We start from the raw sequence: 20,777 nt of genomic DNA, 5'->3' as shown, positions 1-20,777 counted from the left end.
GATTATAGGAGAGAAAGCTCATGGAAGTCGGTCCTTTTCGTCTAGGTTTGCGCACATTGAAAACGGCTTTAGCTGTTATGCTATGTATTATTTTATTTAAAGTATTCGATCGGGGAGCACCGATGATTGCAGCTCTAGCAGCGGTTTTTTCATTACGGCAAGATTTAACGACCAGTCTTACTTTTGGAAAATCGAGAATTCTTGGTAATACTTTAGGTGGCGGTTTAGCAATCGTATATTTTTTGGTGAAGGATCTTTTTTCCAATGATTTTTTAGTTGAGTTGTTTTTACTGCCCTTTTTAGTGATTGTTGTGATTGTGGTTTCAGATGGCATGAACAATAATTCAGGCATTATCTCAGCAATAGCAACTTTACTTTTGATTTCTTTGAGTATTCCTCAAGGTGAATCCTTTTATTTCGCTTTATCAAGGGTGATCGATACATTTATTGGAACGTTTATCGGGATCGGGTTAAATTTCTTTTTTAAGCCTAAACCTATTGAAGAAGAACATGAAATTAATGAGGACCTAGAAGAGCTAGCGAAGAAAGAGCAGGAATTAGAAGAACTTAGAAAAAAAGTCCAGGAACGAGTCGAATCAGAGAAAAGTAAAAATGATGAAATGAAAAAATAGCTTTATAAAAAAATGCCAAAATCACTTCTGATTTTGGCATTTTTTAAATTTGTTATTCCTTGTCACCAGATGCCTCTTCACCATAGAAATTCACATTGCTGTTCGTTCCTTTTTTAGAGAAGTTTTCAATCAATTCTTTGACATCTAAACCTGTTGTTTCTTTTAACGTTTCTTGTGTTCCTGCTAACAAATTCGTTGCATAATTGGTGATACGGTTAGCGCCAGCATTTTCACCGCCGCCTCCAGTATCAACAACCGAAATTTTATCGATATTGCTGAGTGGTTGCGCTGCTTCTTTCATTAATTGTGGTAACATTTCCATTACCATACTTAGGACAGCAGCTTCCCCATATTCCTTGAAGGCATCCGCAATTTTTTGTTTTGCTTCGGCTTCAGCAGCACCACGAGCTAGAATAGATTCAGCTTCGGCTTGACCTGCTAATCGAGTTTGATTGGCTTCAGCTTCAGCTAATGATTCCACGCGGAAACGTTCCGCTTCTGCTTCGGCTACTTCACGAGCTTTTTGAGCTAACGCTTCTTGCTCTTTCGCATAACGATCAGCATCCGCTTTTTTCTTCACTTCTGAATCATATTGCTTTTCACGACGAACGATTTCTTTTTCTTCCAACTCGATTTGTTTTTGACGTTCGATGACTTTTACTTCCATCTCTTGGGCAATAACTTCTTGTTGGGCTTTGGCTGTTTCCAAATTGTAGGCTTGGTCAGCTTTGGCTTTTGCGATATCTTGTGCTTCTTTATACGTTGCTAGTTTTAATTCTTTTTCTTTTGACGCTTCCGCGATTTCTGTTTGACGTTGCAGCTCTGCTTGTTGTGATTCTTTTTCTGCTTCGGCTTTTTTGATACGAGTTTCTTTCCAAGCTTCAGCCTCAGCAATATCTGCATCACGTTTGACTTGGGCGATTCTTGGTTTACCTAAAGAATCCAAGTAGCCATTTTTGTCGCGCACTTCTTTGATGGTAAATGACACGATGATCAAACCCATTTTTGCTAAATCCACACTGGCAACTTCTTGCACACTTTGACTGAATTTATCACGATTTTGATAAATTTCTTCTACTGTCATTGAACCTAAGATCGAACGTAAATGTCCTTCTAGCACTTCACGCGCTTCATTTTCAAGCTCTTCACGTGTTTTTCCTAAAAATTGTTCTGCTGCTGTAGCAATTTCTTCTACTGACGAACCAATTTTAATGATCGATGTTCCATCACACATTACTGGAACCCCTTGTTCTGTGTAAACTTCTGGCGTCGATACATCTAACTTACTTGATAATAAACTGATTCTGTTTGATCGTTGGAAGACTGGTAGAACAAAAGCTCCTCCGCCTCTTACAATTTTAATTTTATTACCGCTTTCATCAGCATGTACATTTTTACTACCTAAATAGCTCCCACTAATAATCAACGCTTCATCTGGTTTTGCTGTTTGATATTTTGAAATAAAAACGATCAACAACATCAATAAAATAAAAACAACCAGCGCAATTGGTCCTAAAATCCCTAATTCCATTTTCTTCTACCCCTTCTTTTTTATAATTGTAAGCTTCCTTCATACGGAACTACATAGCATACGCGTTCTCTGATTTCAATGATCAGCACTTGCGCTCCTCGTTCGATTGGTTGATCTTGCGGAGCATAAAAAGCGGCTGGTCGGCTGATTGATCCAGTGACACTTTTTAATTGGATTTCGCCCATTCCACCAACGGGTATCGGAGTAACAACGGTTGCCATATTACCTTCCATGTCCTTTTCGGAAATTGAAAGGGTCGATTCTGCATTTTTCATTGGCATCAACACATAAAAATTCAAGAAAAATACTAGAATTGAAGCCAATGCCCCACTAACAAGAAACAACATCAAATGATTCCAATCAAACAATCGCTCTCCTAGATAACCAAATAATGAAGTAAACGCCAACCATGGAATCGCCAGCATTGGATCGATCGGTCCATCAAAATCGAAGACATCTCCAAATATAACCAATAATACCGCAATTCCTGCACAAACGATCAACGTATATAGATAAATTGTCTCTATCGGAATTCCTTGTATCACATCCCCACTCCTTTCTCCTTTTTAACAACTCTTCCCATTCTCTCCCGACGTTCTCATGAAGATACTTATATTTTACCAATACTTTGCGCAAAATGACAGCTAATCTTGTAAAATCATACGATGGGTGTATTTACGTTCACAAAAAGAAATGAAACGAATAAATCTTAATTAAAAGACTTATTCGTTCCATTTTTAATCTATTTTATTCATTTGATTTCAACGCTTCGATCATATCGACTTTCTTCAGTTTTCTATGCATGAAGAACATGACCAGCAACGTAAAGAACAGAGTAATCAGTGCTGAATATAGATAGCTCAGCCAATGAATCGTTGGCGAAAACATTAGCATATCAACTTCTACTGTTGTCAATACATAACTGTGAACAAGTTTTCCAAAGAAACAGCCGAAGAAAATACCGATCAACGTTAAAATAATATTTTCACGGTATACATACATCGTGACTTCTTTATCATAAAAACCCAACACCTTGATCGTTGAAAGTTCTCGAATTCGCTCTGAAATATTGATATTCGTCAAATTATATAAAACGATGAATGCCAATAAACCAGAAACTGTAATCAAGACCCAAACTACGATATTCAAACTGTGGATCGTATCATCTAAAGCATCACTTGAAATTGATAAGAAAGACACATTCAAAACATTCTGATTTTCCATCAATTCTTTCCCGATCGTGCCTTCAACTTTCTCGCTCGGAGTTTTATCAAAGAGTAAGAATTCTGTGTTATAGCTAGGTTTCATTTTGAATATTTTTTCATAATAGTCAGGAGACATATAGGCAAAGTGACCTGTATAATTTTCGGCGATTGCATTGATTTTAAGCTTATACTCTTGATTATCACTATTTTTCAAAACAAGTGTATCCCCAGTTTTATAGTGGAAAAGATTTGCCAGTTTTTCATTAATGATCACACCATCATCTGTCAGCTGGTACTTCTCACCTGATTGTCGATCATTGAATAAAATAAATTGGTCGATTTCTTTTGGTTTTTCAGGAACATAGATGGAGACACCTTGTTTGGCATTGGAATCTTTCGTTGTTTTTAAAGATTCAACATATAACGGCATCGTCCCTTTCAAGTCATTGACTTTATCCAAGACAGCTTGATATTTCTGCTCCTCTTTTTCAGAGCGATCATCTTTGAACGTCACGATTGCCTGATAATGCCAGATCTTATTAAATTGAACGTCTACGATATCTGAAATAGAATCTTTCAGTCCAAATCCAGTAATGATCAACGCCATACAACCAGCAATACCTAAAACCGTCATCAGCATTCGCTGTTTGTATCGAAATAAATTCCGAGCTGTAACTTTCTGAATAAAGCTTAATCGATTCCAAATCGGCTTCATCCGTTCCAACCAGATTCTTTGCCCTGCTTTAGGTGCTTTTGGACGCAATAAGCTCGACGGTGTACTGAATAAATCGATTCGTAAAACAACCATTGCGGCCCCCGCCGTACATATTACAGCAACGAATATTCCAATCAAACTATAACTTAAATACCATGGTGTAACAAAATCGGGAATATTATATAACTGTCCATACGCATCAAAAATGATCGTTGGGAATAAATAATACCCCACAAACAATCCTAAAATAGCACCACAGAGGCTGGCAATCGCAGCATATACTAAAAATTTAAAGGCGATCTCACCATTTCGATACCCTAATGCTTTCAGACTACCAATTTCCATCCGCTTTTCTTCAACCATTCGCGTCATCGTCGTTAAACTGACTAATGCCGCAATCAAGAAAAAGAAAATTGGAAAAACTGTTGATAAAGAAGAAATACGATTGGCGTTATCTTCGTATTCAGAATAGCCGGGATTATCATCTCTTGTAAAATAATAATAATCGGCTGCTTTTAAATCTGCTAATTCTTTTTGCTTCTCTTCCAATTGTTTCTTGGCATCATTTAGTTTTGTTGAAGATTCTGTCTTTTTCTTTTGAAACTCTGCTAAGCCTTGATCGTAGGCTTTTTGACTTTCATCAATTTTTGCTTGCGCTTCGTTTAATTTTGTTTGACCATCAATTTTAGACTGTTCTAATTGCGCTTGACCGGCTGCCAACTGTTCTTTACCAGCGGCTAACTGAGCTTCCGCTTGAGTGATTTGAGTCTCAGCCACTGCAAGTTGTTGTTGACCATTTGCATATTGCGTGATTGACTGATTGATGGTATTGATTGTTTGGTCAAGTGTTTGTAGCCCTTCGGCAGCTTGAGCTTGTTGCGTTGACAAATTGCCTAAAGCGCCATTTATCGTCTCCATAACAAAAGCGATATTTCCTCTTTCTGGTTGAGTGATTAATTGATTGATTGCAGTAGAAATTTCTGCTGGTGCACCTAATGCTTGAACTGCCGCTTGTAACTGCGGCGCAGCGTCTACAATACTTTCAGCTAATGCATCATCTGGCACACGATCTAAAATAGCTACCGATGATGCTAAACTCTGATAACCATTAACCAACTGATTCAATGATTCGCTCGACGATGCTAACTCGTTACGTTGTTGCTGTAAACCAGGCAAGGCATTTTGACCTTGTTCAACTTGAGCTTGGGCTTGCGCTAATTCATTTTTCTTTGTTTCCAGTACACTCTTTTGTGAGGCAAGTTCATTTTCACCATTTGTGATCGTTGCTTGAGTTGATTCGAGTTTATTTTCTGCGGCAGCGATTTGTTCCGTGTAGGTCTCTTGCGCTTGTACTAGCTCTTGTTTTCCTGATGCTAGTTCCTGTTCACTTGTCTGCAGTTTGCTTTCAGCATCTTTCAACGCGTTTTCGCCATCCGTAATCTCTTTTTGTGCTTTTTCAAATGAAGCTTTTGATTCTTCACGAATTTCTTCTACACGTTGCTCTGGACGTTTTTTTAGCGCTTGTTTGACTGATGCAACTGCTTTTTCTCGTTTGTCTTTATACTCTTGTGAATAGCTATCTATATTGTTAAGGCCTTTAAACGATACAAGAATTTCTGTATAAGAAGAAAGGTTCATATCTTCTTTTGGAACTACTGCAAAAAAATCTAATGATCCTTTTCCAATCGTCGTATTTCCTCTAGAAGTATTCTCAATATATTCAGGTGATTGGACAAATCCGACGATTTTAAATTGCTCATTTTTTAAAGATTTATCTTTATTGTCTTCTTTTGAAAGAGTTAAGGTTTCTCCTAATTTATAGTGCCCTCGTAGTTGGGCAAGATCATCTAATACGATTTCTCCACTTTTTTCAGGCATACGGCCTTTAACCACTCGATAATCGATCAACGGTTGCTTTTCTTTTAAGTCATAACTGACAAATTTCACCGCTACATTTCGTTCGCTGATTGCAATATCCTTCGTATATCTAGGAAAAACTGTTTGAACGTCTTTGACCTGTTTCGCTTCTTCAACATCTTTTTCAGTTAAACCAAGTGTAGAAACGATCCGAGCATCTGGTAATTTTTGGGTTTGATAATAATTCGAAGCAGTTTGGGTCATGTCAGGTCCTGTGGCTTTTAGACCAACAAAAACCATTACACCAAGAAAAATAATTCCCATAATGGATATAAATCGGGTTTTTGATTGTTTGATTTCACGAAAACTTGTTTTAAGTAACGCTGTTTTTTTCAACACTGTCACCTACCATTCTATCTCAGATACAGGTTTTGGTTCTTCATTGATCGTCACGCTTCGAACCTTTGCATCATTGATACGGATCACTCGGTCAGCCATTGGCGCGATTGCTGAATTATGTGTGATGATGATTACAGTAGTTCCTGTGTTACGGGCTGTTTCTTGTAAAATCGTTAGAATTTGTTTGCCTGTTTCATAATCCAATGCTCCAGTAGGCTCATCACACAACAATAATTTTGGTCTTTTGGCAATTGCTCTAGCAATCGTCACACGTTGTTGTTCGCCCCCAGATAATTGTGCTGGAAAGTTATCTAACCGAGCACCTAATCCAACTGATTTCAGTACTTCTTCAGGATCGAATGCATCTGAAACGATTTGAGATGCTAATTCAACATTTTCTTTTGTCGTTAAGTTGGGTACTAAATTGTAAAATTGAAAAACAAAACCAACATCATTTCTACGGTATGTAGTCAATTGTTTTTCATTGAATTTTGCAATATCGGTTCCATCGATTACGATCTGCCCTTCGTCGCAAGTGTCCATTCCGCCTAAAATATTTAGCACGGTCGATTTACCTGCACCACTCGGCCCTAAAATAACAGCAACTTCGCCTTTTTCTACTGAAAAAGTGATCCCGTCATTTGCAGCGATCGTGGTATCTCCCATATGATATCTTTTATATTCATTCATTACATCGATATAAGCCATTAATTTCAATCCCCTCTCAAAAGAATTTTATCATAAGAAGGCACACAAGTCCTCTGACAGGTCAAAAGCTTTTTGATTTTTTGATTTTTTTTCGTATAATAGATGGATGAGATTAAATCGGAAAAACGGTGAGTCTGAAAATTCTATTTAGTAAATGAGCTTTCTTTCTCAATCTCTGATAGTAGTTAGGAGAAAAAATATGGCCAGAAAAAAACAAAAACCGCCATTTAGTCCAGCAATTATGCTTGTGGCGGTTTTAATTATTTTAGTTTTGGGTGTATTTGGGGTTCAAGTTCCAGATAACATTCAAGAAATGTTCGGCATTCACACGCAAGAAAAAGCAAAACCTAGTACAACAAAACCTGTAAGTTCTACAAACCCAGGTCCTAAAGAATTAGGTCCTGCGTCTTTTTCAGCAGCTGAACTAACCGATAGTAAAAAAGGCTGGATTGATTATCACGCTTTAGATTCACTTGGACGTGCGACTGGCGCCGATGCCTTATTGAAACCTGCAATGGTCAATACAGGGACATCAGCCAATAAAGATATTCGTCCGCCCGGCTTCGTTTCGGGTTTAGAACCGACGACTCATTCTAGAGGGCATTTGATTGGTCGTCAGCTTGGCGGTTCCGGTGATGATGCAAGAAATCTCACCACATTATATCAAACACCTGTAAACACACCTTTCATGACTAAATATGAAAATCAGGTTCGTCAAGCATTAGACAAAGGTGAAACCATTCGTTATCGTGTCACACCTATTTATGAAGGAACAGAATTGTTATGTAAGCAAATTGAATTAGAAGCTAAAGGGTTAAACAAAAATACAACGGTTGATTTTCGTGTTACGATATTGAATGAACGCTAGATTATCAAATTAAACAGGCTAGTCTCTCGGGAAAAAGATAACATCTGATTGTGGCAAAAATCGCCGCACTATGACTTTCTTATTTTTCATTTGAGCTGAACGAGCCTGTTCAGCTTTTAAATCAGGAGGTACCTAATGAATTTTAAAAAAATCAAAAGACAACTAACTGAAACAGATCCACAAAGTTTTTTAACTTCAGTTTTAGAAAATGCACAGGATGAAGATAGTACGGTTATTTTCAGCCAAACCGTAGAAGAACAGTTTGAGCAAAACGTCCAGTACTTAGCCTCTGACGAAACGATTTCTTTAGATGATCTTTCCATTTGGAAGGAACACGGATTTCTAGTCGTAGCTAAAACAATTGATGGCGATTATATTGCTGGCACAATGGAGCAAACTTTTGTGATTCCTGTTTCACTTTATAAATCGGATATTGAATCATATGACCTATTTTTATCAGATTTTTTTATTGATTATACAAATGGAATAATAAACTCTGAAATCTTGCCTAAAATGAATACGTAATTAAAAATAGACTGATGTATAACATTTAAGTTATGCATCAGTCTATTTTTATAACCCAACAGAACTTAAAACCAGTAGTTCAACTTTTTATTTAAGTCCCTTAAAACCAATATCCTTACGATAAAAAGTTCCTTTTGTATCAGTATTGTTCAATAGTTTATAAACAGCTTCTTGCGCCTCAACTAATGATTCGCCACTCGCTTCAACAAGGTAAACACGTCCGCCGTTTGCAACTAATTGTCCGGCATCCTCCTTTACTCCTGCGTAATAGACCTGCGCCGTCTCTAAGTCGGAAAAATCTGGAATCGAGTAACCTTTCTCATAATCATTTGGATAACCAGCAGCTGCAACAACAACTCCCAAGCTATACCCCTCTTGCTTCCATTGAATATCGGGTTGTTTACCTTTTAATAGATCATCAATGATTTGAGCAAAGTCACTTTCTAAACGTTGCAGGACGACTTGTGTTTCAGGATCACCAAACCGAGCGTTAAATTCAATCACTTTAGGTCCCGTCTCTGTAGCAATCAATCCAGTGTATAAAATACCAGTAAATGATCGACCTTCTGCCACCATTCCCTGTGCTGTTGGTTTTACGATTGTTTCAATTGCTTCTTTGACCATTCCATCCGAAATTTGGGGTACCGGGCTATAGGCACCCATTCCTCCAGTATTCGGTCCAAGATCATTTTCATAGGCACGCTTATGATCTTGTGCAATCACCATTGGGTAAACTTCTTGCTCACGAACGAAAGCTAGTAAAGAAAATTCTTCTCCGATAAGAAATTCTTCAACCACAACTTTAGCCCCACTTGATCCGAATTTATTCTCTTGTAGCATATCTTTCAACGCTTCAATTGCCTCTTCAACGGTCTCTGCCACAACAACGCCTTTTCCAGCAGCTAATCCATCCGCTTTAATAACGATTGGTGCTCCATTCTCGATAACATAATCTCGAGCTTTAGCAAAGTCAGAAAAGGTTTGATGGTTTGCAGTCGGTATTTTATATTTCTTCATGATTTTTTTGGCAAAGTCTTTAGACCCTTCAATAAACGCTGCAGCTTCGAGTGGTCCAAAAGCCAGTAAACCTGCGGCAGTAAAATCATCCACGATCCCATTCAATAATGGGATTTCAGGACCGACAAATGTCCAATCAATTCCGTTTTCCTTCGCAAATTTGATCAATCCAGAATGATCGTCTTCTGCAATATCGACTAATTGTATCCCATCTTTTTTCATGCCAGCATTACCTTTAGCACAATAAACAGACTTTACGTTAGGACTTTGAATCAGTTTTTGTGCAATCGCATGTTCTCTTCCGCCGCTTCCAATAACTAAAATCGTTAATCCCATCAACTTCTCCTTTTAATGTCTAAAGTGTCTGATATCCGTAAATACCATAGCAATTCCATAGTGGTCTGCCATTTCGATCGACTCTTGATCTTTTATACTGCCTCCAGGTTGGATGATCGCCTTAATACCGTGTTTCCCAGCATATTCGACACTATCCCCCATTGGGAAAAAAGCATCGCTCGCTAGAACGGCTTCATTAATTTTTGTCCCTGCTTGATCGATTGCAATTTGTACAGAGCCCACACGATTCATTTGACCTGCGCCAATTCCTAATGTTTGGTGATTATTAGCAACAACAATGGCGTTGCTTTTTACATGCTTGACTGTTTTCCAAGCAAATTCGAGTGCCTTTAATTCATCCTCAGTCGGTTGTCTTTTGGTGACGACTTGCCAATCTTCTATTTTTTCTTTAACAATGTCTTGATTTTGAACAAGTAATCCGCCTAAAACCGAAACTTTTTCGTCTTCTATTGCTTGAACTTTCTTAGAAAAGTCTAAGGTCATCAGGCGAAGATTTTTTTTACTACTTAAAATAGCGAATGCTGCTTCTGAAAAGCTTGGGGCAATAACGATTTCAAGAAAGAGTTGATGCATTTTTTCAGCAATTTGACGATCAACTTCGCGATTTAATACGATAATTCCACCAAAAATCGAGACAGGATCTGCTTCATACGCATATTGATACGCTTCGTTGATTGTTTCACCGATGCCGATTCCACATGGATTCATATGTTTGACTGCAACAACAGCTGGTTGCTCAAATTCTCTAGAAATTCGAATCGCAGCGTCTGCGTCTTTGATATTATTGTAAGATAGTTCTTTACCATGAAGTTGCTTAGCACTAGCAATTGAAAATGAGACAGGCAAGGCATTTTGATAGAAAGCAGCTTGTTGATGACTATTTTCCCCATAGCGCAATACTTGTTTTAAATCATATGTCAAAGTCAAGGTTTCTGGATCTTTATCACCTACTGCATCAGTCAAATATTCTGCGATCAACGCATCATACGCTGCAGTATGTCGAAACACTTTTGCTGCTAATTTTTGCCTTGTGGCTAAAGTTGTTGCGCCTGTTTTTGAAACCTCAGTTAACACTCGCTCATAATCTTTAGGATCGACCACAACCGTCACAAATTGATGATTTTTCGCAGCACTTCTTAACATACTAGGTCCGCCAATATCAATATTTTCAATTGCTTGCTCTTGTTTTACATCTTCTTTTAGGATCGTTTCCTTAAATGGATACAAGTTTACACAAACAAAATCGATCGGCTGAATACCATAAGTTTCCATTGCAGCCATATGACTAGTCAAATCACGACGCCCCAATAAACCACCATGGATTTTAGGATGCAATGTTTTGACACGACCATCCATCATCTCTGGAAAATCAGTTACCTCTTCTATGGAAATCGTGGTGATTCCAGCCTGCTCAAGTACCGCTTTCGTTCCACCAGTAGAAATAATTTCGATTCCTTGCTCTACCAAACCTTTCGCAAAAGCGATTACTCCTGTTTTATCTGAAACGCTGATCAATGCTCTTTTTTTTGTCATGAACGGCTCTCTCCTTGCTGCGTTTTTATAAGTTGTGCTAAGACAGTTGGAAACAGTTTATGCTCTATATTATGAATTTTTTCTTCTAATGAATCAAGCGCGTCACTCGCTTCAATCGCGATTTTTTCTTGGGCAATGATCGGTCCAGTATCGACGCCATCATCCACATAATGAATCGTTACGCCCGTTTCAGATACATTTCCGTAAAAGGCATCTCGAATCGCAAACAGTCCAGGAAAATCTGGTAATAAAGATGGATGGATATTGATTATCCGCATTGGAAAAGCTTCTAACAAAGTCGGTCCAATGATTCTCATATATCCAGCTAAAACCACTAAGTCAATTTGCTCTTCCTCAAGTAAATGAAGGATTTCTGCTTCGTACATCGCTTTTGATTCAAAATCTTTTGGTGAAAATGAAATAACTGGAATCGACATCGATCGTGCTCGTTCTACTACATATGCGTCTTTTCTGTCACAGAACAATAACGTAAGCTCAGCATCGATTGTTCCATCCGCTACAGCTTTGGCAATTGCTTGAAAATTACTGCCATTCCCTGAGGCAAACACCGCTAATTTCATTCTTACACCTCTTTAAAAACAACACTTTGTTTGTCTTTTCCAGTGATATTTCCAATAATATAACTTGGTTCGTTGAGTTCACTTAAAATCGTTCGAACATCATCGATTTTTTCAGGCGAAACAGCCAAAACCATTCCGATACCCATATTAAAAATCTCATACATTTCCATTGTTGAAATTTGACCATATTTTTTTAAAGTTGTAAAAATCGGCAGTACCGGCCAGCTGTCTAAGTGTATTTCTGCTGACAGATTTTCAGTTAACATTCTAGGAATGTTCTCCACAAAACCGCCACCAGTAATATGAGCAATACCATTCACTAATTCCTGTTTTATTAGTGGTAGTATCGTTTTTACATAAATTTTTGTTGGAGTCAAAAGTTCATCCACTAATTGTTTTCCATTCAATTCTGGAATCATGCTATTCCCATTAAGTTGATGAGCTTCAAAGAAAATTTTACGGACAAGAGAATAACCATTTGAATGAATTCCGCTAGATGCTAACCCCAGAAGAACGTCTCCTTCTCGGATATCGTAACCTGTGACTAATTGATTTTTTTCAGCGATTCCAACAGCAAATCCAGCTAAATCATAGTCATTATCGTTATACATTCCTGGCATTTCTGCGGTCTCACCGCCAATCAATGCTGCTCCTGCCTGAAGACAACCTTCAGCTACCCCTGCGACTACCTGCTCCAAGCGCTCCGGCCTATTTTTCCCTGTCGCAATATAATCAAGGAAATAAAGCGGTTCTGCTCCTTGAGCAACGATATCATTCACACACATTGCCACACAATCGATACCAATCGTGTCGTGCTTATTTTCTTGGATTGCGATCATTAATTTTGTTCCTACTCCATCTGTTCCCGAAACTAAGACAGGTTCCTTCACTTCCACCGCACTTAAATCAAAACAACCGCCAAAACCACCAAGTGCGCCCATCACTCCGATACGCTCAGTTCGTTTAACATGCTTTTTGATCCTTTCGACCACTTCATAACCTGCTTCAACATCAACGCCCGCTTTTGTATAGGCATTTGCCATTGTAATTTCCTCCTAATAATTCATGAACGATATTCTTTTTACGATCTTTGATTTATTGCGCAAAATTGACTTTATCCTTTAACGTTGCTTGGTAGTTCTCTTCATAATCATATAATGGCGTTGGATAATCACCATTAAAATAGGCCATGCACAGTCCAGAATAAGGTGCATCATAATTCAGCCCAATCGCATTGATCAATCCCTGCTCACTTAAAAAACTTAGCGAGTCCGCTTTGATCAACTGCTCGATTTCAGCTACTGAATGATTGGCAGCAATCAATTCTTTTCGTGTTTGGATATCGATTCCATAAAAACAAGGAAATCGTAGCGGAGGTGATGCAATGCGTACGTGAACCTCTTTGGCACCAGCATCTTTAAGTAATTGTACAATACGACGACTTGTTGTCCCTCGTACAATTGAGTCGTCTACCATAATCACGCGTTTTCCCTCTACTACCCCACGAACAGCAGAAAGTTTCATTCGAACTCCTTGTTCCCGCAATTCTTGGGTAGGTTGGATAAACGTTCGAGCAATGTATTGATTTTTTACCAAGCCCATTTCATAAGGAATACCACTGGCTTCAGCATAGCCACTAGCTGCTGAAAGAGAGGAGTTTGGGACGCCAACGACCATATCCGCTTCGATCGGCGCTTCTTTCGCCAATCGTTTCCCCATATTTTTGCGTGCTGTATGCACATTGACTCCCGCTATATTGGAATCTGGTCTAGCAAAATAAATATACTCCATTGAGCAAATTGCATATTGTGTTTTTTCGGTATAACGCTCTATTTTATAGCCAGTATCATCAATAATGATCACTTCACCTGGTCCCACATCACGGACAAATATAGCCCCAATGACCTCTAATGCACACGTTTCGCTAGCAATCACATAAGTACCATTTTTCATTTGACCGATAGACAATGGTCGAAATGCATTCGGATCAAGAGCTGCGATCATTGCCGTTTCTGTCATCAAAAGATAAGCAAAACCACCTTTGACTGTCTGTAAACTTTCTTTTAGCTGTTCTATAAATGTCGGTTGCTTACTACGACGAATCAAATGCATTAAAATCTCAGTGTCTGAGTTCGAATGAAAAATCGCTCCATCTTGTTCTAGTTCTTTTCGTAAGCTTTTTGCATTCGTTAAATTGCCGTTGTGCGCTAAGCCGCAAGCACCATCGTAAAACTTAAATAAAAACGGCTGGATATTATCCACACTCCCATTTCCAGCAGTAGCATAGCGCACATGACCAATCGCAGAATTTCCACTTAAAGAAGCCAAACAACGATCATCTTTAAATACCTCAGAAAGCAATCCTAATCCCCGATAGCCATTTAGTTTGCCTTCATTATTAGAAACAATCCCCGCACCTTCTTGCCCTCTATGTTGCAAACTGTGGAGCCCAAAATAAGTCACACGAGCGGCGTCTGGATGTCCCCAAATACCAAAAATACCACATTCTTCATTTAAACTTTTCACTTCATAAGACATGGAATAGCTTCCTCCCACAACGCTTTGGCTGTTTGTGTTGAGACCTCGATTTTTTGATCTTTCGTTTGAATATTGATTATTCCGTTATCTGTTATTTTCCCAATAAACTCTGCTTTCTCATTCATCATTTCTTCAAATATAATCTGATTTTTTGCCTTGATCGACACGACAAATCTCGACTGTGATTCAGAAAAAAGAAATGAAACTGGCATACCTAAATCAACTTCTATTCCTAGTTCATTTTTAAAGACCGACTCAGCTAACGCAATCGCTAATCCACCTTCCGAACAATCGTGGGCGCTTTCGATCAATCCTGCCTTGATCGCCGTCAGTACTGATTGTTGGATTTCTTGTTCAACAACTAAGTCAAAATCCATTATTTTCCCTTCGATCAAACCAAGAGTCATTTTTTGTAGCTCGCTGCCATTAAAATCAGCTTTCGTCTCACCAATAATATAAATCAAATCATCCACTGTTTTAAATTCTTGCGTGGTAATATGTGCTAGGTCTTCTATCAAACCAACCATTCCAATTACTGGTGTAGGATAAATCGCCTGACCATTCGTTTCATTGTATAAAGAAACATTCCCTGAAATCACTGGCGTTTTTAAGACTTCACAGGCTTTTGCAATTCCATCAGCTGAGGTCCAAAGTTCCCAAAATCCTTCTGGTTTATCTGGTGATCCGTAATTTAAACAATCCGTAATCGCTAAGGGCTGACCGCCGCTTGCCACAATATTTCTTGCAGCTTCCGCTACTGCGATTTGACCACCTATTTCTGGATTCAGATAAAGATAACGAGCATTACAATCAGTAGTCATCGCTAAGGCTTTCTTTGTTCCTCGGACGCGTAAAACGGCTGCGTCACTTCCAGGTAGCACAACTGTATTAGTTCGAACCTGAGAATCATATGTTTCATAAATCACCTTTTTAGAAGCAATTGTTGGCTGTTTCAGTAAGTTTAAGAACGTTTCTGTTCCACTGATTATATCAGGATGAAAATCTGCTAGTGCTTCAAATTTTTTGATTCGAGCTGGTTCTTTACGCTCCTTATTATAAACAGGAGCATCTTCTGCCAAAGCATCGACAGGCAAGTTCGCTACCTCTACACCTTTATGATTCAAACGATATAAGCCATCATCTGTTACTTTCCCAATCGTTACAGCATCTAATTCATATTTTTGAAAAAGTTCGACAACTTCCGCTTCATGCCCCTTTTTAACACAGATCAACATGCGTTCCTGAGACTCCGACAACATCATTTCATAAGGCGTCATTCCAGTTTCACGCTGAGGTACATCATCTAAATCTAAAATCAAACCAGTTCCTGCTTTGGAAGCCATTTCTGCACTCGAAGAAACTAAGCCTGCAGCCCCCATATCCTGAATTCCCACTAAAATATCAGCGTGCTCTAAAATCAATTCCAAACATGCTTCAAGTAATAATTTCTCCATAAATGGATCACCTACTTGAACGGCTGAACGCTGTTGTTCTTCGCCTTCAACAAATTCTTCAGAAGCAAATGTTGCACCATGAATGCCGTCGCGTCCTGTTTTCGCCCCAACATACATAATCGCGTTACCTACACCTTTTGCCTGACCTTTTTGAATATTTTTGTGATCGATCAAGCCAACGCACATCGCATTTACTAATGGATTTCCTTCATAACATGAATCAAAGGCCACTTCACCCCCAACAGTCGGAATCCCAATACAGTTCCCATATCCGCTGATCCCCGCTACGACTTCTTCTAAAAGGTATTTAGTCCGTTCATTCGTCAATTCACCAAAGCGTAATGAATCCAAGATTGCAATTGGTCTGGCACCCATACTAAAAATATCTCTGATGATTCCACCAACCCCTGTAGCCGCTCCTTCATATGGTTCAACAGCTGATGGATGATTATGGCTTTCTGCTTTAAATACCACAGCCAGATTATCACCTATATCTACAATGCCAGCTCCTTCACCCGGCCCTTGTAAAACCTGTGGTCCTTCTGTAGGAAATTTTCTTAATACGGGTTTTGAGTTTTTATAGGAGCAGTGTTCACTCCACATCACAGAAAATAGTCCTGTTTCCGTATAATTTGGCATGCGTCCTAAGATATCTTCTTCGATCATTCGATATTCTTCATCTGTTAAGCCCCATTCGGAATAAATACGCTGACTTTTAATTTCTTGAGCTGTAGGTTCTTTGACTTTCATCATACACTTGCCCTGACCTTTCCATAGTTTTTAACAATCGATTTGAAAAAACGCAAACCATCCTCTGAGCCTAGCAAACTTTCTACTGCCCGTTCAGGGTGAGGCATCATTCCTAGGACATTGCCTTTTTCATTGATGATTCCTGCGATATTTTCTAGACTGCCATTTGGATTTTTATCGGCATAGGTAAAGACAATTTGCTGATTCGCTTTTAACTGTTCCAACGTTGATTCGTCGCAATAATAATTTCCCTCTCCGTGTGCTACTGGTAACTGGATCACTTCATCTTTTTGATAGTCTGAGGTAAAAGGGGTCTGATTATTCACTACTTTTAAAGATACCGGTTTACAAACAAAATGCAGCGATTCATTCCGCAGTAACACCCCCGGTAAAAGACCTGCTTCCGTTAATATTTGAAACCCATTACAAGTTCCAAAAACGGGTTTCCCTTCGTCTGCAAACCGAATCACTTCCTTAATTATTTTTGAAAAACGAGCAATTGCGCCACATCTTAAATAATCCCCGTACGAAAATCCACCTGGAATCAAAACGCCATCGAACACCGCCAAACTGTCTGCATCGTGACGCACATATTCAGCCTCTTCACCTAAAATATCTTTGACCGCCCATAACAAATCCATATCGCAATTTGAGCCCGGAAAAACAATCACCGCAAACTTCATATCAAGCTTCCTCCTCGATCTCGTATCGATACGTTTCCATATTAACGTTAGCAAGCAATTTGTCGCAGATCTCTTCAATCACGGCTTCAATAGGTTGTGCTGCTTCTCTGACTTTGATTTCAAAATACTTTCCTATACGAATTTCATCAATTTCGCTAAACCCAAGACGATGAACTGCTCCTTTAACTGCTTCACCCTGAGGATCTAAAACCGAATCTTTATACGTAACATATACTTTCACATCATACATACTAAACAACTCTCCTTTATTTTTAGTTGAACGTTTGCTCTAAGCGATCTAGGACTTCTTGATATACAGGTACGATATCCCCTATATTTCTGCGATACACATCTTTATCTAAATGTTCGTTTGTTTTTTCATCCCATAAACGACAAGTATCTGGTGTGATTTCATCTGCTAATAAGATAGTTCCGTCTTTTCTGCGGCCAAATTCTATTTTGAAATCGATCAAACGAATATCTATTTTCTTAAACAACTCAATCAAAGTTTGATTTATCTTGTATGCCTCGCGTTTTATCGTTGTGATTTCTTGTTCAGTTGCGATTTTCAGAATCTTGACATGATCATCATTGATGATTGGATCGTCAAGGGGATCATCTTTGTAGTAGAATTCCAAAACTGGAAATTCAAGTGTTTGGCCTTCTGAGATAGCTAATCGTTTTGCAAAACTGCCCGCTGAGACATTTCTCACCACAACTTCTAAAGGAATCATTTCAAGCCTCTCAACCAATTGTTCGTATTTTGATGTTTTTCCAATAAAATGGTTTTGTATTCCTTCTAGCTTGAATTGCTCAAAAACAAGTGCGGTTATTTGATTATTCAATATTGCCTTTCCCTCTACAATATCTTTACGAATACCATTTAATGCCGTTGCTTGATCTAAATATTCCACTCTTATTATTTGTGGATCATCTGTTTCAAACAATTTTTTTGCTTTTCCTTCGTATAATAATATGCTATCTCTCACTAGCACGACACATCCATTTCCGTATATTTTATTTAAAAATAATATTTATAATTCGTCTTATCATCTGATTACAGTTTAGCAAGTTGCCTATAAACAGTCAAACATTCATTAACAATAAACGTAAAAAACACTTATAATGTTCGTGTTTATCCAAAATCCATATTTCTAAACTTAAGAAAACCTTGTAAGCATTTACAACTATTAAAAAAAGTGGTATGCTAATCGAAAGTAAATCTTTAGAAAATTCACTTTTGCATTTTTTTTATTAGTGATGATTTTTTAGGAGGGAACACAAGGATGACGAGCGATTATGACAGTTTGGCACAGGATTTTTTGACAGGATTAATACCTGAAGAAAGAACAAAATTGTATAATGATTTACTGGCATTAGAGGAAGTCCACAAGTTAAATCAACATAGCTCTTACTACACATTTAAAAATTTAAAACGAGCGGTTCATCGACATTCAGAAATACGTAAACGAACGTTTCGTTATATAAATAGTCTTAACAATGAGTTAGTCATAAATCAAATACATGAACAGCACTTTTTTAAAAATAAATATTGTATACATGTTTATTTCAATTCACAAGAATGTAGCTACCTTTTTATCGAACACCTACTTTCTAAGTTGAAAGCCCCAATTTCTTCACCGATTCGTACTTTTCAAGAAATCACGATTTAACACTATAATAATAAAAAGACTAAACCTTTCTAACGTTTTAGTCTTTTTTACTACTAAAAAAGAGAGGTCTGTATGGAAAAATTAAAAGTAATAGTAACCGTCGACCGGCCAATCGGTTATAAAGACACATTTGGAAATATTTATCCAATCAATTATGGCTATATAGCTGGGGTCATCGGTGGAGACGATGAAGAGCAAGACGCCTATATTTTAAATACTCCTCCAAAAAAAATGAGTCACTTTACGGGAATTGTGAGTGCGATCATCCATAGAAATGATGACAATGAGACAAAGTGGATCGTGATCCCCGAAGGAACAACGATCAGCGAAAAAGAAATTATTGAACAAACATTCTTTATTGAACAGCATTTTGATAGTTATGTGAAAATACTCTGATCGACAAAAAAAGTAGCAGATTCACCCTACGGTGACTCCACTACTTTATATATTTTTATGCCAATCCTACACGTTCAAAAATAATATCAACGTTTTTCAAATGATAATTGTAATCAAATGCATCATCTAATTCATCTTTAGATAAAACCGAAGTTATTTTTTCGTCTGCTTCAAGTAATGGTCTAAATGCCGTTTGATGATCCCAAGCGTAAGCCGTTTTTGGTTGCACTAAATCATAAGCCGTTTCCCTTGTCATACCATGATCGATCAACTTCAACAAGACACGTTGACTATAAATCAAACCATACGTTGAGTCCATATTTCGTTTCATATTCTCAGGAAATACCGTTAGATTTTTTACGATATTAGAAAAACGATTTAGCATGTAATCCAATAAAATTGTTGTATCTGGAATAATGATTCGTTCCGCTGAAGAATGGGAAATATCTCGTTCATGCCACAAGGTCACATTTTCATAGGCCGTCACCATATGCCCACGAATAACACGAGCAAGTCCTGTCATGTTTTCAGAGCCAATTGGATTTCTTTTATGCGGCATCGCAGAAGACCCTTTTTGACCTTTTGCAAAAAACTCTTCTACTTCTCTTGTTTCGGATTTTTGTAACCCACGAATTTCAGTTGCAAATTTTTCAATACTTGTCGCAACTAAAGCCATTGCCGATAAATATTCTGCATGTAAATCACGAGGTAAAACTTGAGTAGAAATTTCTTGTGCCCGAATCCCTAAATGTTCACAAACATATTCTTCTACAAAAGGTGAAATATTCGCAAACGTTCCCACTGCACCACTGATTTTCCCCGCTTCTACACCTTTAGCAGCATGCTCAAAACGTTCAACATTTCTTTTCATTTCTGAGTACCATAACGCCAATTTCAAACCAAATGTCGTTGGTTCAGCATGAACACCATGAGTACGCCCCATCATGACTGTATGTTTATGTTCCTTCGCTTTTTCACCAATAATCTCAGTAAATTTCTTTAAGTCTTCCCGTAAAATATCATTCGCCTGTTTCAGTAAATAACCGTAAGCTGTGTCAACCACATCCGTACTCGTTAAACCATAGTGCACCCATTTACGCTCTTCCCCTAAAGTTTCTGATACTGCACGAGTAAAAGCAACTACATCATGCCTCGTTTCAGCTTCGATTTCTAAAATACGCGCAACATCAAATGATGCATTGTCACGGATTTTTTGTACATCTTCTTTAGGTATATCACCTAATTCAGCCCATGCTTCATCAGCTAGAATCTCTACTTCCAACCAAGCATTGTAGCGGTTTTCATCTGTCCAAATTGCACCCATTTCAGGTCGTGTATAACGATCGATCATTCGT

Annotated in this window: 19 protein-coding genes; 5 read left to right on the top strand and 14 right to left on the bottom strand. The window is 38.2% G+C overall.

All coding sequences use genetic code 11. From position 1 onward, the window contains the following. The first annotated feature begins 20 nt into the window (after nucleotides 1-20). Nucleotides 21-632: an FUSC family protein gene (locus tag IGL98_RS07725; RefSeq protein WP_206843046.1), complete on the top strand. Its 612-nt coding sequence runs from the start codon at nucleotides 21-23 to the stop codon at nucleotides 630-632. A gap of 52 nt (nucleotides 633-684) precedes the next feature. Here the strand turns inward: IGL98_RS07725 and IGL98_RS07720 are convergent, their stop codons facing one another. The 4 genes from IGL98_RS07720 to IGL98_RS07705 all read right to left on the bottom strand — a co-directional run bounded on the left by IGL98_RS07720 (nucleotide 685) and on the right by IGL98_RS07705 (nucleotide 7,047). Next, nucleotides 685-2,163 carry a flotillin family protein gene (locus IGL98_RS07720; RefSeq protein WP_069646494.1) on the bottom strand — a complete coding sequence of 493 codons (1,479 nt, stop codon included), beginning with the start codon at nucleotides 2,161-2,163 and terminating at the stop codon, nucleotides 685-687. Between the two features lie 20 nt (nucleotides 2,164-2,183). Continuing rightward, nucleotides 2,184-2,708: a hypothetical protein gene (locus IGL98_RS07715; protein ID WP_206843043.1), complete on the bottom strand. Its 525-nt coding sequence runs from the start codon at nucleotides 2,706-2,708 to the stop codon at nucleotides 2,184-2,186. 202 nt (nucleotides 2,709-2,910) lie between these two features. Beyond that, nucleotides 2,911-6,339 (bottom strand): FtsX-like permease family protein, encoded by a 3,429-nt coding sequence (locus IGL98_RS07710; protein WP_206911768.1) that lies wholly within the window; start codon nucleotides 6,337-6,339, stop codon nucleotides 2,911-2,913. A gap of 6 nt (nucleotides 6,340-6,345) precedes the next feature. Continuing rightward, on the bottom strand, nucleotides 6,346-7,047 hold the full coding sequence (locus IGL98_RS07705) for an ABC transporter ATP-binding protein (RefSeq protein WP_206843039.1): 702 nt from the start codon (nucleotides 7,045-7,047) through the stop codon (nucleotides 6,346-6,348). A 199-nt stretch (nucleotides 7,048-7,246) separates the two neighbouring features. Between IGL98_RS07705 and IGL98_RS07700 the strand changes: the two genes are divergently transcribed. Both IGL98_RS07700 and IGL98_RS07695 read left to right on the top strand, forming a co-directional pair. Further along, nucleotides 7,247-7,915 carry a DNA/RNA non-specific endonuclease gene (locus IGL98_RS07700; protein ID WP_069646498.1) on the top strand — a complete coding sequence of 223 codons (669 nt, stop codon included), beginning with the start codon at nucleotides 7,247-7,249 and terminating at the stop codon, nucleotides 7,913-7,915. A 135-nt stretch (nucleotides 7,916-8,050) separates the two neighbouring features. Further along, nucleotides 8,051-8,440, top strand: coding sequence for a hypothetical protein (locus IGL98_RS07695; protein WP_206843037.1), 390 nt, complete (start codon nucleotides 8,051-8,053; stop codon nucleotides 8,438-8,440). An 87-nt stretch (nucleotides 8,441-8,527) separates the two neighbouring features. Here IGL98_RS07695 and purD read toward each other — a convergent pair whose 3' ends face one another. The 9 genes from purD to purC are packed head-to-tail and all read right to left on the bottom strand — an operon-like array spanning nucleotide 8,528 to nucleotide 18,342. Beyond that, nucleotides 8,528-9,793 (bottom strand): phosphoribosylamine--glycine ligase, encoded by a 1,266-nt coding sequence (gene purD, locus IGL98_RS07690; protein ID WP_206843036.1) that lies wholly within the window; start codon nucleotides 9,791-9,793, stop codon nucleotides 8,528-8,530. 12 nt (nucleotides 9,794-9,805) lie between these two features. Then, complete coding sequence (gene purH / locus IGL98_RS07685; protein ID WP_206843034.1) at nucleotides 9,806-11,347, bottom strand: bifunctional phosphoribosylaminoimidazolecarboxamide formyltransferase/IMP cyclohydrolase; 1,542 nt, start codon at nucleotides 11,345-11,347, stop codon at nucleotides 9,806-9,808. After that, complete coding sequence (gene purN, locus IGL98_RS07680) at nucleotides 11,344-11,928, bottom strand: phosphoribosylglycinamide formyltransferase (protein WP_206843033.1); 585 nt, start codon at nucleotides 11,926-11,928, stop codon at nucleotides 11,344-11,346. The genes purH and purN overlap by 4 nt, the downstream gene beginning before the upstream one ends. A gap of 2 nt (nucleotides 11,929-11,930) precedes the next feature. Beyond that, on the bottom strand, nucleotides 11,931-12,971 hold the full coding sequence (gene purM, locus IGL98_RS07675; RefSeq protein ID WP_206843032.1) for a phosphoribosylformylglycinamidine cyclo-ligase: 1,041 nt from the start codon (nucleotides 12,969-12,971) through the stop codon (nucleotides 11,931-11,933). A 52-nt stretch (nucleotides 12,972-13,023) separates the two neighbouring features. Continuing rightward, nucleotides 13,024-14,466: an amidophosphoribosyltransferase gene (gene purF / locus IGL98_RS07670; protein WP_206911769.1), complete on the bottom strand. Its 1,443-nt coding sequence runs from the start codon at nucleotides 14,464-14,466 to the stop codon at nucleotides 13,024-13,026. Next, on the bottom strand, nucleotides 14,451-16,673 hold the full coding sequence (gene purL / locus IGL98_RS07665; RefSeq protein WP_206911770.1) for a phosphoribosylformylglycinamidine synthase subunit PurL: 2,223 nt from the start codon (nucleotides 16,671-16,673) through the stop codon (nucleotides 14,451-14,453). The genes purF and purL overlap by 16 nt, the downstream gene beginning before the upstream one ends. After that, nucleotides 16,670-17,353: a phosphoribosylformylglycinamidine synthase subunit PurQ gene (gene purQ / locus IGL98_RS07660; RefSeq protein WP_206843029.1), complete on the bottom strand. Its 684-nt coding sequence runs from the start codon at nucleotides 17,351-17,353 to the stop codon at nucleotides 16,670-16,672. The genes purL and purQ overlap by 4 nt, the downstream gene beginning before the upstream one ends. Before the next feature lies 1 nt (nucleotide 17,354). Further along, entirely contained in the window at nucleotides 17,355-17,603 is a 249-nt protein-coding gene (gene purS / locus IGL98_RS07655) for a phosphoribosylformylglycinamidine synthase subunit PurS (protein ID WP_069644964.1), read from the bottom strand. Nucleotides 17,604-17,625: 22 nt separating this feature from the next. Then, a complete protein-coding gene (gene purC / locus IGL98_RS07650; RefSeq protein ID WP_206843027.1) occupies nucleotides 17,626-18,342 on the bottom strand; it encodes a phosphoribosylaminoimidazolesuccinocarboxamide synthase in 717 nt (238 codons plus the stop codon). 297 nt (nucleotides 18,343-18,639) lie between these two features. Here purC and IGL98_RS07645 point away from each other — a divergent pair, with 297 nt between their 5' ends. Next, complete coding sequence (locus IGL98_RS07645; RefSeq protein ID WP_206911771.1) at nucleotides 18,640-19,026, top strand: hypothetical protein; 387 nt, start codon at nucleotides 18,640-18,642, stop codon at nucleotides 19,024-19,026. A gap of 72 nt (nucleotides 19,027-19,098) precedes the next feature. After that, nucleotides 19,099-19,422: an inorganic pyrophosphatase gene (locus IGL98_RS07640; protein ID WP_206843025.1), complete on the top strand. Its 324-nt coding sequence runs from the start codon at nucleotides 19,099-19,101 to the stop codon at nucleotides 19,420-19,422. Between the two features lie 55 nt (nucleotides 19,423-19,477). Here IGL98_RS07640 and purB read toward each other — a convergent pair whose 3' ends face one another. Further along, on the bottom strand, nucleotides 19,478-20,773 hold the full coding sequence (gene purB / locus IGL98_RS07635) for an adenylosuccinate lyase (protein ID WP_206843024.1): 1,296 nt from the start codon (nucleotides 20,771-20,773) through the stop codon (nucleotides 19,478-19,480). Nucleotides 20,774-20,777 lie beyond the last annotated feature (4 nt).

The sequence above is a fragment of the Enterococcus sp. DIV0840 genome, assembly GCF_050527835.1.
Taxonomy (GTDB): Bacteria; Bacillota; Bacilli; order Lactobacillales; family Enterococcaceae; genus Enterococcus_L; species Enterococcus_L ureasiticus.
The sequence above is the reverse complement of the archived record's forward strand: the minus strand, read 5'-3'. Positions and strand labels throughout refer to the sequence as shown.